17 protein-coding genes are annotated in these 16894 nt (G+C 68.9%); 2 read left to right on the top strand and 15 right to left on the bottom strand.

Annotation, left to right across the window (positions count from 1 at the left end; genetic code table 11):
* Positions 1 to 85: 85 nt before the first annotated feature.
* The 3 genes from tilS to dacB all read right to left on the bottom strand — a co-directional run bounded on the left by tilS (position 86) and on the right by dacB (position 4245).
* Positions 86 to 1048: a tRNA lysidine(34) synthetase TilS gene (gene tilS, locus ACM6LR_RS05065; RefSeq protein ID WP_414941929.1), complete on the bottom strand. Its 963-nt coding sequence runs from the start codon at positions 1046 to 1048 to the stop codon at positions 86 to 88.
* Entirely contained in the window at positions 1045 to 2073 is a 1029-nt protein-coding gene (locus ACM6LR_RS05070) for a zinc-dependent metalloprotease (RefSeq protein ID WP_414942033.1), read from the bottom strand. The genes tilS and ACM6LR_RS05070 overlap by 4 nt, the downstream gene beginning before the upstream one ends.
* Positions 2074 to 2184: 111 nt before the next feature.
* Entirely contained in the window at positions 2185 to 4245 is a 2061-nt protein-coding gene (dacB, locus tag ACM6LR_RS05075; RefSeq protein WP_414943264.1) for a D-alanyl-D-alanine carboxypeptidase/D-alanyl-D-alanine-endopeptidase, read from the bottom strand.
* Between the two features lie 152 nt (positions 4246 to 4397).
* On the opposite strand from dacB, the gene ACM6LR_RS05080 reads away from it, so the two are divergent.
* Positions 4398 to 4916 (top strand): inorganic diphosphatase, encoded by a 519-nt coding sequence (locus ACM6LR_RS05080; RefSeq protein ID WP_414941927.1) that lies wholly within the window; start codon positions 4398 to 4400, stop codon positions 4914 to 4916.
* A gap of 102 nt (positions 4917 to 5018) precedes the next feature.
* Here the strand turns inward: ACM6LR_RS05080 and glyA are convergent, their stop codons facing one another.
* The 6 genes from glyA to ACM6LR_RS05110 form a co-directional block, all read right to left on the bottom strand.
* Complete coding sequence (gene glyA, locus ACM6LR_RS05085) at positions 5019 to 6287, bottom strand: serine hydroxymethyltransferase (protein ID WP_414941926.1); 1269 nt, start codon at positions 6285 to 6287, stop codon at positions 5019 to 5021.
* 110 nt (positions 6288 to 6397) lie between these two features.
* Positions 6398 to 6817, bottom strand: coding sequence for a hypothetical protein (locus ACM6LR_RS05090; RefSeq protein ID WP_414941925.1), 420 nt, complete (start codon positions 6815 to 6817; stop codon positions 6398 to 6400).
* Positions 6814 to 7245, bottom strand: coding sequence for an uL11 family ribosomal protein (locus ACM6LR_RS05095; RefSeq protein ID WP_414941924.1), 432 nt, complete (start codon positions 7243 to 7245; stop codon positions 6814 to 6816). Before ACM6LR_RS05095 ends, ACM6LR_RS05090 begins: the two co-directional genes overlap by 4 nt.
* Before the next feature lie 34 nt (positions 7246 to 7279).
* Positions 7280 to 7801 carry a gamma carbonic anhydrase family protein gene (locus ACM6LR_RS05100; protein WP_414941923.1) on the bottom strand — a complete coding sequence of 174 codons (522 nt, stop codon included), beginning with the start codon at positions 7799 to 7801 and terminating at the stop codon, positions 7280 to 7282.
* Positions 7802 to 7910: 109 nt separating this feature from the next.
* A complete protein-coding gene (locus tag ACM6LR_RS05105) occupies positions 7911 to 9137 on the bottom strand; it encodes a M14 family metallopeptidase (protein WP_414943523.1) in 1227 nt (408 codons plus the stop codon).
* A 115-nt stretch (positions 9138 to 9252) separates the two neighbouring features.
* Positions 9253 to 9840, bottom strand: coding sequence for a TetR/AcrR family transcriptional regulator (locus ACM6LR_RS05110; RefSeq protein ID WP_414941922.1), 588 nt, complete (start codon positions 9838 to 9840; stop codon positions 9253 to 9255).
* A gap of 123 nt (positions 9841 to 9963) precedes the next feature.
* Here ACM6LR_RS05110 and ACM6LR_RS05115 point away from each other — a divergent pair, with 123 nt between their 5' ends.
* Positions 9964 to 10428 (top strand): GreA/GreB family elongation factor, encoded by a 465-nt coding sequence (locus tag ACM6LR_RS05115; protein WP_414941921.1) that lies wholly within the window; start codon positions 9964 to 9966, stop codon positions 10426 to 10428.
* A gap of 175 nt (positions 10429 to 10603) precedes the next feature.
* On the opposite strand, the gene ACM6LR_RS05120 is transcribed toward ACM6LR_RS05115, so the two are convergent.
* From ACM6LR_RS05120 to ACM6LR_RS05145, 6 genes are all read right to left on the bottom strand, one after another.
* Positions 10604 to 12136 carry a PstS family phosphate ABC transporter substrate-binding protein gene (locus ACM6LR_RS05120; protein ID WP_414941920.1) on the bottom strand — a complete coding sequence of 511 codons (1533 nt, stop codon included), beginning with the start codon at positions 12134 to 12136 and terminating at the stop codon, positions 10604 to 10606.
* Positions 12137 to 12210: 74 nt separating this feature from the next.
* A complete protein-coding gene (locus ACM6LR_RS05125) occupies positions 12211 to 13698 on the bottom strand; it encodes a flavin-containing monooxygenase (RefSeq protein WP_414943265.1) in 1488 nt (495 codons plus the stop codon).
* The gene (locus ACM6LR_RS05130) at positions 13695 to 14180 is read right to left on the bottom strand and encodes an FAD-dependent oxidoreductase (RefSeq protein ID WP_414943266.1); all 486 of its coding nucleotides are present in this window, start codon (positions 14178 to 14180) and stop codon (positions 13695 to 13697) included. Before ACM6LR_RS05130 ends, ACM6LR_RS05125 begins: the two co-directional genes overlap by 4 nt.
* Positions 14177 to 15106 carry a ferritin-like domain-containing protein gene (locus ACM6LR_RS05135; protein WP_414941917.1) on the bottom strand — a complete coding sequence of 310 codons (930 nt, stop codon included), beginning with the start codon at positions 15104 to 15106 and terminating at the stop codon, positions 14177 to 14179. Before ACM6LR_RS05135 ends, ACM6LR_RS05130 begins: the two co-directional genes overlap by 4 nt.
* Positions 15106 to 15930 (bottom strand): SDR family NAD(P)-dependent oxidoreductase, encoded by an 825-nt coding sequence (locus ACM6LR_RS05140; RefSeq protein WP_414943267.1) that lies wholly within the window; start codon positions 15928 to 15930, stop codon positions 15106 to 15108. The genes ACM6LR_RS05135 and ACM6LR_RS05140 overlap by 1 nt, the downstream gene beginning before the upstream one ends.
* Entirely contained in the window at positions 15927 to 16856 is a 930-nt protein-coding gene (locus tag ACM6LR_RS05145; RefSeq protein ID WP_414941915.1) for an alpha/beta hydrolase, read from the bottom strand. Before ACM6LR_RS05145 ends, ACM6LR_RS05140 begins: the two co-directional genes overlap by 4 nt.
* Positions 16857 to 16894 lie beyond the last annotated feature (38 nt).

Below are 16894 nucleotides of genomic sequence, written 5' to 3' on the forward strand. Positions count from 1 at the left end.
CCGGCCGGCGCCTGTCGGCGGAGCCGAGGTGTGACGACGAAGGTCACCATACGCGTGAACCCGCTCTGCGATCGCGGTCGCGGGTTCACCCGGCAGACACCGAGAGCCTGCCATGCGCCCGCGCGGCCACCAAGTCGCCGGGTAGCCAAACCCCGCCCTGACCCCGCCAGTTCCCCACCAGCGCGTCGACCGAACGCAGGTGGGCGTCGGTGAGTTCACGGACTCCTGAGTCCAGTAGCCACCTGCGAAGGACACGCCGCCGCAGGGCGGCCGGCTCGGTGGCGAGCACCGCGACGTCGAGCCCTTCCTCGGTGAAGGCACGCAGGTGGACCTCGTCGGCGAGGGTGTCCAACGCCTCGGTGTCCTCGCGCAGTTGAGCCGCCGTGCGGGCGAGCGAGGCCGCTACACCGCCGGACAGCACATCCTCCAGCAGGGGCAGTACTTCCGTGCGCAACCGGACACGGGTGAACCGCGGGTCCTCGTTGTGCGGGTCCTGCCACGGTTCGACGCCGAGCGCCCGGCACGCCTGCCGGGTGGCGGCGCGGGTGACGCCGAGCAGCGGCCGTCCCCACGGCGGGTCGTGCGGCCGCATACCGGCCAGCGAGCGCGGTCCCGAGCCCCGGCCGAGGCCGAGCAGGACGGTTTCGGCCTGGTCGTCGAGGGTGTGGCCGAGGAGGACGAGACTGTGGCCGTCCGGGAGCGCGGAGCGCAGGGCGCGGTACCGGGCCCGGCGGGCCGCGGCTTCCGGTCCGCCCGCGCCTTCGACCTTCACGGTGAGGACTTTCGCGGCGTCGACACCCAGTTCACGAGCGGTGTCCGCCGCCTTCGCCGCGGTTTCCGCGGAACCGTCCTGGAGGCCGTGGTCGACGACGAGCGCCCGCACCTTCAGCCCCGAGCGAGAGCCGACGAACGCCGCCGCTTCGGCCAGCGCGAGCGAATCCGCGCCGCCGGAAACCGCGACACACAGCTCGTCGCGAGGATTCACCGACGTCAGGAAGTCCCGCACGGCCGTCCGTACGGCCGCGATCGCCGGATCCGGCCCGCTCACCCGTGCAGGCGCCGCACCCAGGCCGCCGGATCGGTGATCTCGGCCCGGGTCGGCAGCGTGTTCGGCGACGTCCAGACCGCGTTGAAGCCGTCCATCCCGACAGCCTCGACGACGTGCTTGGTGAACTTCGCGCCTTGTTCGTACTGACGCATCTTCGCGTCCACTCCGAGCAGGCTGCGCAGCACCCGGTCGATCAGCCCGCCGCCCTTGCGCCGTGCGGTGAACCGCGACCGGATCAGCTCGACACTCGGCACGACCTGCGGCCCGACGGCGTCCATCACGAAGTCGGCGTGCCCCTCCAACAGGGTGGAGAGCGCGAGGAGCCGGTCGAAAACCGCGCGTTCGCCCGGCGACTGCAGGAGTTCGGCGAGACCGGCGCCACCCGCCCTGCCCTTGCCGATCTGCTTGATGGTGTCCGGCAGGCGGCCGACCAGATCGCTCAGCCCGTCCGCGTCACGGCCGGCGAGCCCGCCGATCAGGCGCTCGACCTCGTCGGCGAAGTAGTCGCGCAGCCAGGTGACCGCGGTGAACTGCAGCCGGTGGGTGCATTCGTGCAGGCAGACCCACAGCCGGAAATCGTGGCCGGGGACGTCCATCGCGCGCTGGGCGGCGACCACGTTCGGCGCGACGAGCACCAGCTGGCCACGGCGCTCCGGCCCGCCGAACGGGTCGTACTGGCCGAGCACGCGCGAAGCCAGGAACGCGAGCACCAGCCCGGTCTGGACGCCGGCGCCACCGGCAAGCACGGGGCCGAGCGGCCCGCCCTGCGCCTGCGGCAGCGCGCGGCCGGTGAGCGCGTCGAGCCCGGCGGCGGCCGAGCGGACCCAGCCTGGCCTGTCGACGACCTCGGCCGGCAGCAGCGGCAGATCGAGCCCGAGCCCGGTCAGCTCGCGGACGTGCCCCTCCGCCTCGCTGGTCAGTTCCCGTAGCTCGGCGACGGCTTCTTCGGCCTCGTCGCGGTCGACCACCGGGCCGCCGCGCACCAGGAGAGCGCCCGTCGACGCGGCCAGGGACCAGTCGACCATCGAACGTGTCTTGGTCGGCGTTTCCTCAGTCACACTTATGACGCTACCCGCTGAAAGCCCGGATTCCGGCGCGACTTACGCACGCTCCGATTCCGGCCGTTCACGGAAAACTCAGCGGCATCCGCACTTGTGCAGTGTCGCCGCGACCACGTCGAGCGCGGCCCTGCCCTTGTTCTGGTCCGAACCGGACGACATCAGCGCGAACACCAGCATCCGGCCGTCGGTGTCCAGCACCACACCCGCCAGGGTGTTCACCCCCGACAGCGTCCCGGTCTTGCCTCGCACCCAGCCCCGGCCCGCCGCCGAAGCCGGATCGCCATACCGCTTCTCCAGCGTCCCGCTGCCACCCGCGACGGGGAGACCCGCCAGCAGCGGCCGCAGTTTGGCCGTCCTCGAATCCTTGCCGTCGGGCGCCGCCGCGACCGCGAGGATCTCGCTGAGCACCTTCGCCGGGATCTTGTTCTGATCGGACAGTCCGCTGCCGTCGTTGATCTGGACGCCGGTGAGGTCGAATCCGGCCTGCTTGAGCACGTCCGTCGTCGCGGCCGCGCCGCCGGCGAAGGACGCTTCGCCGCCCTTGGCGATCGCGATCTGGCGGGCGAGGACGTCGGCGAGCATGTTGTCCGAAAGCTGCAGCAGCGAGTTGGCGAACTCGGCCAGCGGCTGCGACTTGACCTCGCCGAGCACTTTCGCGTCCTTCGGCGCCGTCGTCGTACCGCCGGCTTGGGCTTCGAGCTTCCCCGCGATCTTCTGGGTCAGCGCGGCGGCCGGGTTCGCAATACGGGGCGCGTGGTCGCTCTTCGGGTCGTTGCGGCCGCCGTCGGCCATCACCGGCAGGACAGCCGCCATGTAGGTGTTCCCGGCGGCGGTGTCCTCCGGGTCCCAGCCCTTCGCGGACGTCGGCCCCTTGAACAGGCTGACGTCCAGCTGGACCTTGGTGATCTTGCCGCCGGTGGCCTTCTTGACCTGGGCGACGAGGTCGTCGACGTGGGCGGCGCCCGGGTACAGCGGCGAATCGGTGCCCAGTGGGAGCGAGGTCAGCGACGGGTCGCCGCCCGCGACCAGGATGGCCGTGCCCGGATCGGCGCCCTGGACGATCTTCGTCGGGATCTGCATCCCGTGGTCCAGTGACAGCAGCGCGGCCGCCACGACGAGGATCTTCGTGGTCGACGCCGGGGTCAGCGGGGTGCCGGAGTTCTTGTCCCAGAGGACGTCCCCGGTCGCCGCGTCCACGACGGTGCCGGTGAGCGTGCCGAGGTCGGCGGAACCGGCGGGCCCCGCCAGCGCGGCGGCGAGGCCGTCCTTCGTCGGCCCGGCGCCGTTGATGTCCGGCCCGTGCAGGACACGGGAGATGCCAGCCGGCTTGGGGATGTCGGCCTTCGGTGCGTTCGGCGCCCAAGGCAGGCCGAGCCGGTTCGACACCTTCGGCATCGCGGAGGCGCCGCCCATCCCGGCGAGCAGCAGGAGGACGACCACGGCCGTGATCACCAGGATCTTGCGTTTGCGCCTCTTCGGCTTCGGCGCGGGCGCGGCCGGGGGCTCCTCGGAGGGCGGTTCGGACTGCTGGACCCCGGCGGTGGCCTCGGTGTCGAAGCGCTCTTCGGTCGGCTCGATACGGACCGGCCGCGCGTGCATGGTCGCGGAAGGGACCGGCGCGGGACGCGGCGGCTCGACCCGGTTCTGCTCGGGACGGCGCGGCCGCTGCTCGCGGGGCGGCTCCTGGTCCAGAAGTTCCTGCCGCGGCTCCGGCCTCGACGGCCCAGCGTCACGCGACGGGGTGGGAGCGCCCCGGTCGAACTGGTCCCAGTCCGGTCCGCCTCCGTGCTGAGGCTGGACGGGTTTGACGAAGACCGTCTTCGGCTCCGGTAGCTCCTCCGCCTTCTCAGGCTCGACCGGCGTCACCGGGGCGAAGGCGGACCACTGCGGAGTGGGGGTCTCCCGGACGTCCGGTTCGTCCTCGACCTCGACGACCGGCTCGAACCAGGAGCCACTTTCAGGTGTGACCTTCGGCACTGACAGCTCTTCGGTCTTACCGTTCGCCGAACCCGACATGGGCAGCCAGACGGTGGCCTCGCCGTCCCCCTTGGTGCCCTTGGGCTCGGCGGATGAGGTGTCCTTGTCGTCCGACGGCCACCTCGGGTCATCGTTTTCCGGCACGTAACGCTCCTTCATCCACCGTCCGGGGAAGGGGCCAAGCTCACATACGACCACATCGATGCGACCGCCCGAGCCCCCGTGGTCCACACTAGTGAAGACAAGACGATGATTTCGGTGAGCCGTCCGCGACGGCGGGGCGTACCAAAGACGAGAGCAGCGAGGCCGGCGTGGAATTCGACGTCACTATCGAAATCCCCAAGGGGGAGCGCAACAAGTACGAGGTGGACCACAAGACCGGTCGGATCAAGCTCGATCGGACGCTGTTCACCGCCACCCAGTACCCCGCCGACTACGGCTTCATCGACGACACCCTCGGCCAGGACGGCGACCCGCTCGACGTGCTGGTGCTCGTCCAGGAGCCGACCTTCCCGGGCTGCCTGATCCGCTGCCGCGCGATCGGCATGTTCCGGATGACCGATGAGAAGGGCCCGGACGACAAGGTCCTCGCGGTCCCGACGAACGATCCGCGTCTCGAGCACCTGCGCGACATCCACCACCTGAACGAGTTCCACAAGCTCGAGATCCAGCACTTCTTCCAGGTGTACAAGGATCTGGAGCCGGGCAAGAGCGTCGAGGGTTCGAGCTGGGTCGGGCGGACCGAGGCCGAGGCCGAGATCAAGCGTTCGTACGAGCGTGAGACCGACCGGCTGGCCAAAGAGGCCGTCGACGGTCCCGCGGCTCACTAGTCGCTTAGCGAAGACGAAGGGGCCCTTCCCCGCACACGATGCGGTGAAGGGCCCCTTCGTCACGGTTCGCAAGTAGTCGACTACTTGCGAACCGTCCAGAAGTCAGGCCGAGTAGCCCGGGATCGGGAACGGCGCCAGGAATTCGCGGATCTCGGCGGCGATGGTGTCCAAAGCGGCCTGTTCCTCGGCCGCCGCGGCGGTGATCGTGCGGTCGATCCACTCCGCCACCTTGACCTGGTGCTCCGGCTTGAGCCCGCGGGTGGTGATCGCGGAGGTGCCGAGCCGGATGCCGGACGGGTCGAACGGCTTGCGCGGGTCGAACGGCACGGTGTTGTAGTTCAGTTCGATGCCTGCCCGGTCCAGCGCCTGCGCGGCGGGCTTGCCCGGCACGTTCTTGTTCGTCAGATCGATCAGCAGCAGGTGGTTGTCGGTGCCGCCGGACACGAGGTCGTACCCGCGTTCCACCAAAGCCTCCGCCAGCGCCTTGGCGTTGGCCACGATCGCGTGCGCGTAGTCGCGGAACTCCGGCTTCTGAGCCTCGCCCAGCGCGACGGCGATCGCTGCTGTCGTGTGGTTGTGCGGCCCGCCCTGCAGACCGGGGAACACCGCCTTGTCGACGGCCTTCGCGTGGTCGGCGTCGGAAAGGATCATCGCGCCGCGCGGGCCGCGGAGCGTCTTGTGCGTGGTCGTGGTGATGACCTGCGCGTGCCCGACCGGCGACGGGTGCGCGCCACCGGCGACGAGACCGGCGATATGCGCGATGTCGGCGACCAGGACGGCGTCGACCTCGCGGGCGATCTCCGCGAACGCCGGGAAGTCGATGGTGCGCGGGATCGCGGTACCGCCCGCGAAGATCAGCTTCGGCCGGTGCTGCAGCGCGAGTTCACGCACCTGGTCGAGATCGACCCTGCCGGTCTCCTTGCGGACGCCGTAGCGGACCGGCGTGAACCATTTGCCGGTCGCGGACACGCTCCAGCCGTGCGTCAGGTGACCGCCGTCGGGCAGCGCCATGCCGAGCACGGTGTCACCCGGCTGCGCGAAGGCGAGGTACACGGCCAGGTTCGCCGGGGAGCCGGAGTACGGCTGGACGTTGGCGTGGTCGGCGCCGAAGACGGCCTTCGCCCGCTCGATGGCGAGGTTCTCGACCTGGTCGATGAGCTGCTGGCCTTCGTAGTACCGCTTGCCGGCGTAGCCCTCGGAGTACTTGTTGGTGAGGACGGTGCCGGTCGCTTCGAGCACCGCCCGGGAGACGTAGTTCTCGGACGCGATCAGGCGGATCTTGTCGTGCTGGCGCTTCGCCTCTTCCTCGACGAGCTCGGCGATCCGCGGGTCGGCGGCGGCCAGTGCGGACAGTTCTGGCTGGTGTGTCATGGCGTACTCCGGCTCAGGAGTGGCCTGCACCCAGGCGCGCGGTGCCGGCCTGACTTCGCTTCCCGGTGGTGCTCCACCTCAACTGCGCCAGTCGCTGGTGCCCCCGGAGCCTAGTGCACTCCGCCGGAGCGGGACTCGGCGTACGGACGATGCTCGCCGCACCATCGGCGGCTGCACCCCGATGTGCGATCACAGAACGGCCGTGCGCAGACGGCACACCGCTTGATCCGCCGCCAGCCGCCGAACGCGACCAGTTCCGCCAGCCCGGAGGCGCCCGCGACCAGGTCGCCGCAACCGGGCCACGACGCCACATTTACCAGGCGCCAACCGTTTCCGGCCTCGACCAAACGCGGTGCGGCGCCGTTGCCTGCCAGGATCCGGTTGAGCCGGTCGGCGGCCGCGTGTTCGTCCGGCAACGCCTCGGCCACTCCGGCGAGCCGAGAATTCCCTTGCGCGAGTAGCCTTTCCGCGACCTCGAGGGCCGGGTCGAGGTCGCGGAAAGGCGGGACGATCACGTGCTTGCGCGTCACGGTTCTTCGATCGCGACACCCATGGAACGGGCCGTGCCCGCGATCGTGCGCATGGCCGCGCCGAGGTCCCCGGTGTTGAGATCCGGCAGCTTCCGCTCGGCGATCCCCCGCAGCTGGTCCTGGGTGAGTTTTCCCGCGACTTCATGCCCCGGACGGCCGGAACCCTTGCCGCCCACGGCCTTCTTGATGAGGAACGACGTCGGCGGGGTCTTCAGCCGGAGTTCGAAGGAGCGGTCCTCGAACACCGACACGACCACCGGGATGATCTCGCCCCGCTGCGCCGCCGTCGCCGCGTCGTAGGCCTTCTTGACCTCGACGAGGTTCACGCCGGTCTGTCCGAGCGTCTTGCCGAGGACGACCACCGGCGCGCTGCCGGCGGTCAGCTCGAGCGTCGCCTCGTGCGTCTTCTTCTTCGACTTCGGTGCCATACGACCGAAGCTAGGGTCTCCAGCTACTGGAGAGTCAATCGATCGGCTTGATGCCTTCCGCGTGCCGGCGCGCCAGTTCCTGATAGATCGCGGCGTTGTGCTCGACCCACAGCTTCGCGTTGCCGTCGAGCGGGACGTGCTTCTTCGCGGGGCTGCCCATGGCGACGGTCTCGGGCGGGACGATCATCCCCGGCGTCACCGTGGCACCGGCGGCGACCAGGGACTTCGCCCCGATCTGCGCCTTGTCGAGCACGGTCGAGCCGTTCCCGATCAGCGCCTGCTCGCCGATCGTGCAGTCGTGCACGAGGCACTGGTGCCCGACGGTGACGTTCTTGCCGACCTCGGTGACCCCGTCGTTGACGTGGATGACCGAGTTGTCCTGGATGTTGGCGCCTTCACGGATGACGATCTTCCCGAAGTCCGCGCGCAGCACGGCGCCGTACCAGACGGAAGCGCCCTTCTCGACGACGACGTCGCCGATCAGGGTCGCGGTGGGGGCGATCCACGCTTCGGGATCCACCTGGGGACGGTGCCCCTCGAATTCGAACAGCGGCATGCCCGCACCCTATGCGCGGGAGCCGAAGGGGACCATGCCCGCATCTCATGCGACGAAAGGGCCCTTCACCGCGTGAGATGCGGCGAAGGGCCCCTTCAGCTCCAGTCGGTCAGCCGATGGCGGTGTTCAGCAGGAGGTCCACGGCGCGGTCGTTACGCGTGGTCTCCCGGACGATCACCTCGTCGGGCGGGTAGAAGCCGGGGTTCGAACCCCGCGGGTACATCTCGAAGGTGAAGCTCAGGATCTTGTGGGTGCCCCACATCCAGTCGTCGATCGTCCCGTCCGTGATGTACAGGTCGCTCGACTGCTGCGGCGTGTAGCCGTTGGTCGCCGCCAGCTGCCTGCCCAGCTGCTGGAAACGCTGCGCCTCGGCCGCGGTCATACCCGGCGCCGTGTCGTTGTACGTGAAGCCGAACGGCCACAGGACGAGTTCCGAGTAGGTGTGGAAGTCGATGCTCGCCTTGATCTGCTGGACGCCGCCGATCTTGCGCGAGTTCACGAAGTTGGACACCGCCCTGGTTTCCGGGGCGGAGAACGCCGAGGGACCGCGATAGGTCTCGCTGGTCGTCGAGCCCGACGAACCGCCACAGCAGCCCCAGTTGTAGGCCCAGTTGCGGTTGGGGTCGGTGCCGTTGCCCTGCCGGTTCTTGCGCCAGTACTTGTAGCTGCCGCCGGAGATGTCGTACTCCGAGCCGTCCGGGTTGACGTTCGGGATCAGGTAGATCTCGGTGCTGTCGACGAACCGCTTGATCGCCGGGTCGGACGCGTAGCCCTGGGTGAACCGGTTCACGATCCGCAGGCACATCTCGGTGGTGAGGTGCTCGCGGGCGTGCTGGTTGCAGGTGAAGAGGACTTCGGGCTCGTTCTCGTCGGTCGCGACGTTGTCGCTGATCTTGAGCATGTTCAGCGCGCGGTTCTGGTACGAGTTGCCGACGCTGCTCAGCCGCGCGATGGACCCGAAGTTCGACTGGGCGTTGCGCAGTTCCGTCGTGACCTCGGCGTAGTTGTGGTAGCCGGAGTCGGACGGCGGGAAGTCGTTGATCGCGTTCGTGCCGACTTTCTCCGAGCGGTCGACGACGCCGCGCTGCTCGACGCGGAAGCCGAGCGAGCGGATCTTCGCCGCGTCGCGCGCTTCGCCGATCACCGTGGTCGTGGAGCCGGAGGTGCCGAGGACGTCGACGCCCAGCCGGGAGATCTGGGTGCGCTGCTGTGCCGTGCCGGTGCCGAAGACCTCGTAGATCTGGACCTGCGCGTCTTCGGCCTGCTGGTCGGCGGTCGCCGGACTCGCGGCGACCGGGATGGTGAACGCCGCGACGGCCGCGATCGCCACGGCCATGCACCGTCTTATGCGCATCGTCGTCTCCTAGCTCTCAGGCAAGGGAAGGGAACCTCACCATGGCCGGAGCGGACAGCCCGAACAATCCGTAACGGTACGGATCTAATGCGTATTTCTAACCGTAGTTCGCGAAACAGAGAGCCTCGATGTCGCCGCGCAATGCGGCGAACGGCCGCCGCCGGACGCGCTGCTGGACGATCGCGCCGAGCAGGTAGGACAGCAGCGCCCGAGCCCGCGCGCGGGGGTCCTCGACGTCGAGCGGCGTGAGCAGTTCCGCGAGCAGTTCGGTGATCGACGTCAGCATGACGTCGATGGCCTGCGGATGCTGCGCGCGGCCCGCGGCGATCCAGTACTCGAACCAGAGGAAGGCCGCGTTCGAGCGGCCGGAGAACTCGGCGAGGAAGGCCTCCAGCGCCGCGAAGAGCCGCTCGTCCGGGTGATCGTGTTTCTCCGAAATTTTGCGCAAATCGGCGGTGAACGTTGTGATGTGCGCCGCCATCGCGCGGTCGATCAGGACGTCGATGTCCGCGAAGTAGTAATGAATCGCACTCTTCGTGAGCGGCCCGGCCTCCGCGATCGCGCGGACGGTGCAACCGGCGAGCCCGTCCCTGGCGAGCACGACACGCGCCGCTTCGACGATCTGCTCCTGTTTTTGCAGCTGATTGGGGGAGAGCCGCGCGCTGCGGCCGGGAACGGCGGTCACGAAGTTCCTTACACCAAGTAGTCAGGACGGGAGCCCTGAATCTTAGGGCAATCGTCCTGACCGGTCACAGCGGGTGAAAAATCGAGGTGGCTAGCGGCCGATCTGTAGCGGACAATGCGCGGCATGGTGACCACAGGGGACAACGGGTTCAGCCCGGCGGCACGCCGGCAGCTGGAAAAGGAACTCGCCGATCTGCGTGCGCAGCGCGACGCGATGGCGCCGCTCGTCGGCGAACAGGAACGAACCGGCGACGCGGCCGACCAGGCGGAGGTGCTGGACCGCGCGGAGGCCGCCGCCTACCTCGACCGGCGCATCGCCGACGTCGCCGCGAAGCTCGAGCACGGCGGCCGCAACAGCAAGGGCTTGCTCCCCGACGGCACCACCGTCACCCTCAGGTTCTCCGACGGCGACGAAGACGAGCTTCACATCGTCACGATCCCGGGCGAGGACGCCGACGCCGCCACGGTCACCTCGGACAGCCCGCTCGGCCTCGCGCTCGTGGGCGCCAAGGAGGGCGACGAGATCAAGTACCGGACGCCGCGCGGCGAGACCAGCGCCACGGTCGTCACCCTGAGGCCGCCCGCCTGACCCTGCTCGCGCGTGAAGGCCCCCTTCCAGGTACATGAAGGGGGCCTTCACTTACCTCGGCGGACGAGCACCGTAAACGGCCGGCCTCCGCCCCCGTCGAACGTGTCGCGAAAGCCACTTTCGCGACGTCTGATGTCCCGAAAGTGGCTTTCGCGACGCCAGGACAGGGGGCTCGTCACGCGCCCGGACGGCAGAGCACCGGGTTCGCCAGTTCGGCGCACGGCCGGTGCCCGTGTGACCGGACGACGTCCTTGCCGACCTGGTTGGTCAGGTACCGCAGGAAGCTCGCGACGAGCGAGTCGGCCTTCGGCTCGCCGAACGTGTACGCGTACTCCGTCTCCCAGAAGGGGTACGCCGCGTGGATCGCGCCCTCCAGGGTCGCCTGATGGCCGTCGATCCGGACCGGCAGCACGTCCTCACGTTTCGTCGCCGCGCCCAGTTCGCTGTAACCGAGCGCGCCCGGCACCCGCGCGATCGCGTCGAGGACGTCGTTCGTGGACGGCTTCGCGCAGCGCACCACACCCGGTTGGGTGCCCGGCGCCTGCTTGAGGCAGTCATCGGAGTTGTCGCCCGGCTCACGCTTTCCGTCCAGGATCCGGACCTCGAACGTCCGCCGCGTGCCGGAGTCGGAATGCCGGTCGACGAGCCGGACCGGCCGGTCCTTGCCGCCGATCTCCTTCCAGTTCGCGATCTTGCCGTCGTAGACGTCGCGGATCTGTGCGAGCGAAAGGTCCTGGACGCCGGCTTCGGAGTTGATCACGAGGGTGAACAGGGAGAACGCGACCGGACGCGGCAGCAGTTGCGGGAAGCCCTCCCCCTTGGCGCCGTCGGAGAACGCCAGCGTTCCGTCGTTCCCGGCCTGGTTCAGGCTGCCGAGCCCTTCCGCGCTTCCCCTGCTGTCGAACGAAAAGGACGCTCCGGGGCACGTCTTCGCGTATGACGCCGTCGCTTCCTTCAGCACCGGCGCGAACGCCGTCGATCCGGTGATCACGAGCTTCCCGGACGCGCAGTCCAGCGGCGGTGGCTTCTCGTCGAAGACCAGCGACCGGGTCAGCTGGAAGATGCTGACCACCACGAGGAAAAGGATCAACGCCATCACCGAACCCGTCGGCCCCGTACGGCTCTTGGTCTCGCGGAGGGTGCCGCCCTTGATCTCGCCGACGACCTGGGGGTCGTCGAAATCGTCGGTCGAGCCGTTCGGGATCCGGTCGAGCACGGCGAGGATCTTGTAGTGCGCGCCGCGGTTCAACGGCACCCTCGGCAGGTCGATCACCCCGACCGGCCGTTCGGGATTCTCGTCGCGTGCGCCGAAACCGGAGTCGTCGCCGAAACATTCGTGCAGATGCGGCGAGCTGAGTTCGGTCACCACCATCCCGGCGACGGTGCGGCCGGGGAATTTAACGCGGACGCCGACACGGTCGTTCTCGTTGACCGCGTAGTCGTCGGTGTCGATGTCGGTGGTGCCGCTGTTCTCGATGCGCAGCAGCACGAACGACGGGTCGACGAGCCGCTCGCCGTTCTCGTGCTGCAACTGCGCCAGCGCGTCGGCGGTCGGCGCGAAGCCACGCTCGGACGCCGTCGGGGTGTCCATCTGCACGCGATAGCCGAGCCGTTTGCGGCCGACCAGCACGAACTCCCACAAGAACGCGGCGGCAGGGACGGCGATCCCGATCACCGCGAGCAGGACGTCCCAGGGAAAGCCTTCCAAGACCAGCCTCCGTCGGTTCGGGGAACCGAACTTAAGGCTCGGCCAGGCCGGGGAAGGCGGACTTCAGCCAGTGTTCACCGGCCGTCCGCGAAGGCGTAGTCGTCGAGGTCGAAGAACCGGCTCGTCACCATCGTTTCCAGCGTCGGCGACGCGCGGAAGGGCACATCCCCGTTCGCGTCGAAGTAGTAGCTGTTGGCGCGCGAACAGCTGTCCTGGAAGAACACCTGGTGCTTGCGGCGGTCCAGCATGCGCTGGAAGTACCGGTCGTTGGCCTCGTTCGTGACCTCCACCCGCGTCGCGCCGGTCTTGCGCGCGTTGCGCAGGCACCGCACGATGTGCGCGGTCTGGGTCTCGATCAGGTTGAAGTACGAGGAACCGTTGTAGCCATACGGCCCGAGAATGGTGAAGTAGTTCGGGAAGCCAGGGACACTCACGCCCTGATAGGCCTGGAACCGGTTCTCCTCCCAGAACTTCTCCAGGTCGGTCCCGCCCGCCCCGCGCACGGGGAAGGCCGGCATGTTGCCCTTCTCGAACACCTTGAACCCGGTCGCCAGCACCAGGACGTCGACCGGATGCACGGTGCCGTCGGCGGTGCGCACGCCGGATTCGGTGATCGCGTCGATGCTCGTGGTCTCCAGCGTGACGTCGTCGCGGTCGAACGTCTGCAGGTACTCGTTGGAGAAGCTCGGGCGCTTGCAGCCCAGGGCATAACGCGGGGTGAGCTTCTCGCGGATCACCGGGTCTTTCACGGCACGGCGCAGGTGCGCGAGCCCGATCCGCTCGCCTGCCCCGGCCGTCGGCAGGAGCTTGTGGAAGTGCGCGGCCAGCGGGAAGGTCAGCTCGACCAGCGTCTGGCTGGCCAGCCGGGACAGCCGTTTCGCCCCGGGCAGCCGTCGCATCGCGAGCCGCACCGGCCCCGGCAGCGCGGCGTCCAGTTTGGGCAGGCACCAGATCGGCGTCCGCTGGAACACCGTCAGATGCCCGGCTTCCGGCGCGATGGACGGGATGACCTGCACGGCCGAAGCCCCGGTCCCGACGACGGCGACGCGTTTCCCGCGCAGGTCGACGGTGTGGTCCCAACGGGCGGTGTGCATGACCGTGCCGCGGAAGTCGGCGAGCCCGTCGATGTCCGGCGGTTTCGGCTGGGTGAGCACGCCGGTGGCACCCACGACGAACCGCGCCGTCATCGACCAGCCGTCGGCGGTTTCGAGGCGCCACAAGTGCGTTTCGTCGTCGAAGGTCGCGGCGACGACCTTCGACCCGAGGCGGGTGCGGCGGCGGATGTCGTACTTGTCGACGCAGAAGTCGGCGTAGGCCTTCAGTTCGCGGCCCGGCGCGTAGACCCGCGACCAGCCGGAGATCTGCTCGAACGAGAACTGATAGCTGAACGACGGGATGTCGACGGCGACACCGGGATAGGTGTTCCAGTGCCACGCGCCGCCGACGCCGTCGCCCTCTTCCAGCATCAGGAAGTCGTCGAAGCCGGCCTTGTGAAGCAGGATCGCGGCGCCGATACCGGAGAAGCCGCCGCCGATGATCGCGATCTCGTGGTCGGGGGTCATCCAGGACTTCCTTCCAGAGCGAAAAGCGAACTGGCACCGAGCACGACGACGTCGGCCTGGTGCTCGATGCCTTCAGCGGTGCGGATTCCGTGGGGCGCGAAGGCGTAGACCGGCCAGGTGATGAGCTTGCAGCCAGGCCGCCGCAGCGCCCCGTAGTAGCCGAGGCCCGGCGCCGCGCGCCGCGAGCCGAATCGGCGGTCCGGCGTCAGCAGTCTGCGGATCCAGGGGTCTTTCACCTGCCAGCGCAGGAAGACGCGGGCGACGGCGATGCCGAGGACGTCCGGCCCGGGGACCGCCATCGGCACCACCCAGTCCGGTTCCTCCTGGAACACCTTCACCGAACGCGCGGTGGCCGCCACCTCGGGCACGATCTGCGCCGCCTCGCGGCCGGGAGCGACGACGGCGACCCGCTGCCCGGCGAAGTCGTGCCCGAACCATTCGGTGCCGCGCAGGACCTCGCCCCGGAACGCGCCCAACGTCATGACGCGACCGGTTCGTGGGTGATCTCCTCGGTCCACGACTGCGGCTTTCCCAGCAGCCGGGCGGGGATCAGGCGGGTCACCTTCACCATCGGGTCGGCCAGCAGCCGGTGGTAGACGTGCGAGCGGTCGACGATCATCGCCGCCTGCGCCTTGAGCACGTGGTACGCCGGGACGCGCTTGGTGAACTCGCCGCGGCCGCCGATGGTGGAGAACCGCTTCACGGCGTTGTACAGCTTCTTCTCCGGCAACCCCATCGCGACGATGTTGTCCCGCATCTTGTTGATCAGCGGGACGAACACCACGATCAGGCCCAGCACGATCTGGGGTTTGAGCGAGCCGATGGATTCGGTGAGCAGTTTGTGCGTCGGTCCGGCGCCGATCAGTTCCAGCACCTCGAAATCGGCGGTGATATGCCGCGACTCGTCGGAGTTGATGTGCCGGAACACCTGATGGCACACCGGATCGGAGACCTCGTCCAGCAGGAACTTCACCAGCGCGCCGTCCAACGCGCACTCCAGCAGCGGAATGAGGGTGGCCAGCGCCGTCAACGGCAGCGAGTCGCCGTAGTCGTCGAGGACCTTGATGGCCAGCTTGACGTTGATGTTCGGCTCGGGCATCGACCCGTCCTCGTCGAGCATGCCCCAGCGCTTCATCAACGCCAGTTCCGCGTTGGCGTGCTTCTGTTCCTCAGCGTGGAAATATCGATAGATCTCCTGGATCACCGGCGTCGGCGCCTTCTTGGCCAGCGAGGCGAACCCGCGGGCGCCGACGTGCTCGATCCACACGAGGTCGGCCATGAACGGCCGCATCTTGGCGCGCAGTTCGTCGGTCATCGTCTCCGCGCCGGGCGCGTCCCAGTCGATGTCGGCCAGCGACCACTGCTTGTCCTTGATGGTCTGGAGCATCGCGGCGAAGTCGTAGGCCATCACTTCTCCTTTTCGGCTGGCAGGAACCGGCCAAGGAGACCGGTGATCCGCGTGTACGGGACGGGCATGAAACGCTTGGCGTGCCAGAGAAGCTGAGCGTCGGGCTGAGGCACCACGTATAGCCGCCCGCGATCGTGGGCGTCGAGTGTCGTCCGCGCGACGCGTTCCGGCGAGAAGCCGACCAGATCGGAGACCCGCTGCGCGAGGCCGCGCGCTCCGGGGTCGATGAGTTCGCCACCGAAGATGTTGGTACGGACGAAAGTCGGGCACAGCACCGTGACCGCGACGCCGGTGCCGGACAACTCTGCGGCCAGGGTCTCCGACAGACTGACGACCCCGGCCTTGCTCACGTTGTAGGCCGCCATTCTCGGCGCGGCGGTGAAGCCCGCGGCCGAGGCGACGTTGATGACACCGCCCGCCTTCGCCGCCCGCATGGCGGGAACGAAGGTGTGGCAGCCGTGGATCACGCCCCAGAGGTTCACGCCGAGGGTCCGCTGCCAGTCGGACAGCGGGCTCTCCCCCACGAGTTTGCCGCCGGCGCCGATCCCGGCGTTGTTGACGACGAGGTTCGGGTCCCGGCCGAGCCAGGAGCGGGCCTGGCTCGCGAGTTCGGCGACCTCGTCCACAGTGGACACATCGCAGGCGACAGCGACCGCCTCGCCCTTGCTTTTGAGCTCCCCCACGGTCTCCTCGGCGGACGCGAGGTCGATGTCGGCACAGACGACGCGGCTTCCCCGCCGGACGAGTTCCGTCGCGATCGCCTTCCCGATCCCGCTGCCCGCTCCGGTGACGACGGCGTGCGCTCCGTGAGTCCGCTTCGTCACGATGCCTTCCTCAGGGTCGTTGGAAGATTTTCGGTCAGGAACCGGCAGGCCCGCTCCATCGCCGGTGCCGCTTCCGGGATGAACCGGGTCAATGCCTGGAAGACGTGCATCTGGCCGGGGACCACGTCCAGTTCGCAGTCCGCCCCGGTGCGGCGCAGGGCTCTGGCCAGCTCGATGGCGTCGGCCGCGAGCATTTCGAGGCCACCGGCCTGGATGATCGTCGGCGGGAACCCGTTGAGGTCGTCGAAAGCGAACCGCAGCCGCGCGGACGCGAGATCGGCGTCCACTGTGTACAGACCGACCAGCCGAGCGGCCGCGGCGGCGGAGATCATCGGGTCGCGCCGCATGCGTTCCCGCTCGGCGGCCATGGAGAACGTCACGTCGAACAGCGGCGAGAAGAGCGCCAGCGCGGCGGGCGGTTCACGGTTCTCCCTGATCAGCTGCGCGGCGAGGTCGACCGCGAGATGCCCGCCCGCGGAGTCGCCCGCGACGAGGATCCGCCGATACCCCTGGCCGACGAGCCGGTCGTACGCCGCACGGACGTCGTCTGCGGCGCCAGGGAAGCGATGCCGGGGCGCGAGCCGGTACTCGCAGGCGAAGACCGGCAGCCCGGTGCCCGCGGAAACCCGCGTGGTCAGCCCGCGATGCGTGCGGGCCGAGCAGAGCGCGTAGCCACTGCCGTGGAGGTAGAGGACCACGCTGTCGGCGTCGGTCACTTCGGGGCCACGAACCCACTCGCCGTGGACACCGGGCTCGACGCGGCTCCCCTTCAAGGGCGGCGATGCCAGCCACAAACTCGTGGCGATGAAGGCGCGGGAGAACCTGATCCCGGCCCGGTTGGCCGGGATCGCGTTGGCGATCGGCCGCACGAAAGCGGACGTCAGCGCGGCGGCCATGGCAGGTCGCAGGCCATTCTGCGGTCGCATGCCCTCAGAATGAATCCGAGGGCACCTGCTGTCAAGAT

The sequence above is a fragment of the Amycolatopsis sp. cmx-11-32 genome (assembly GCF_047608695.1).
In the GTDB taxonomy this organism is placed as follows: domain Bacteria; phylum Actinomycetota; class Actinomycetes; order Mycobacteriales; family Pseudonocardiaceae; genus Amycolatopsis.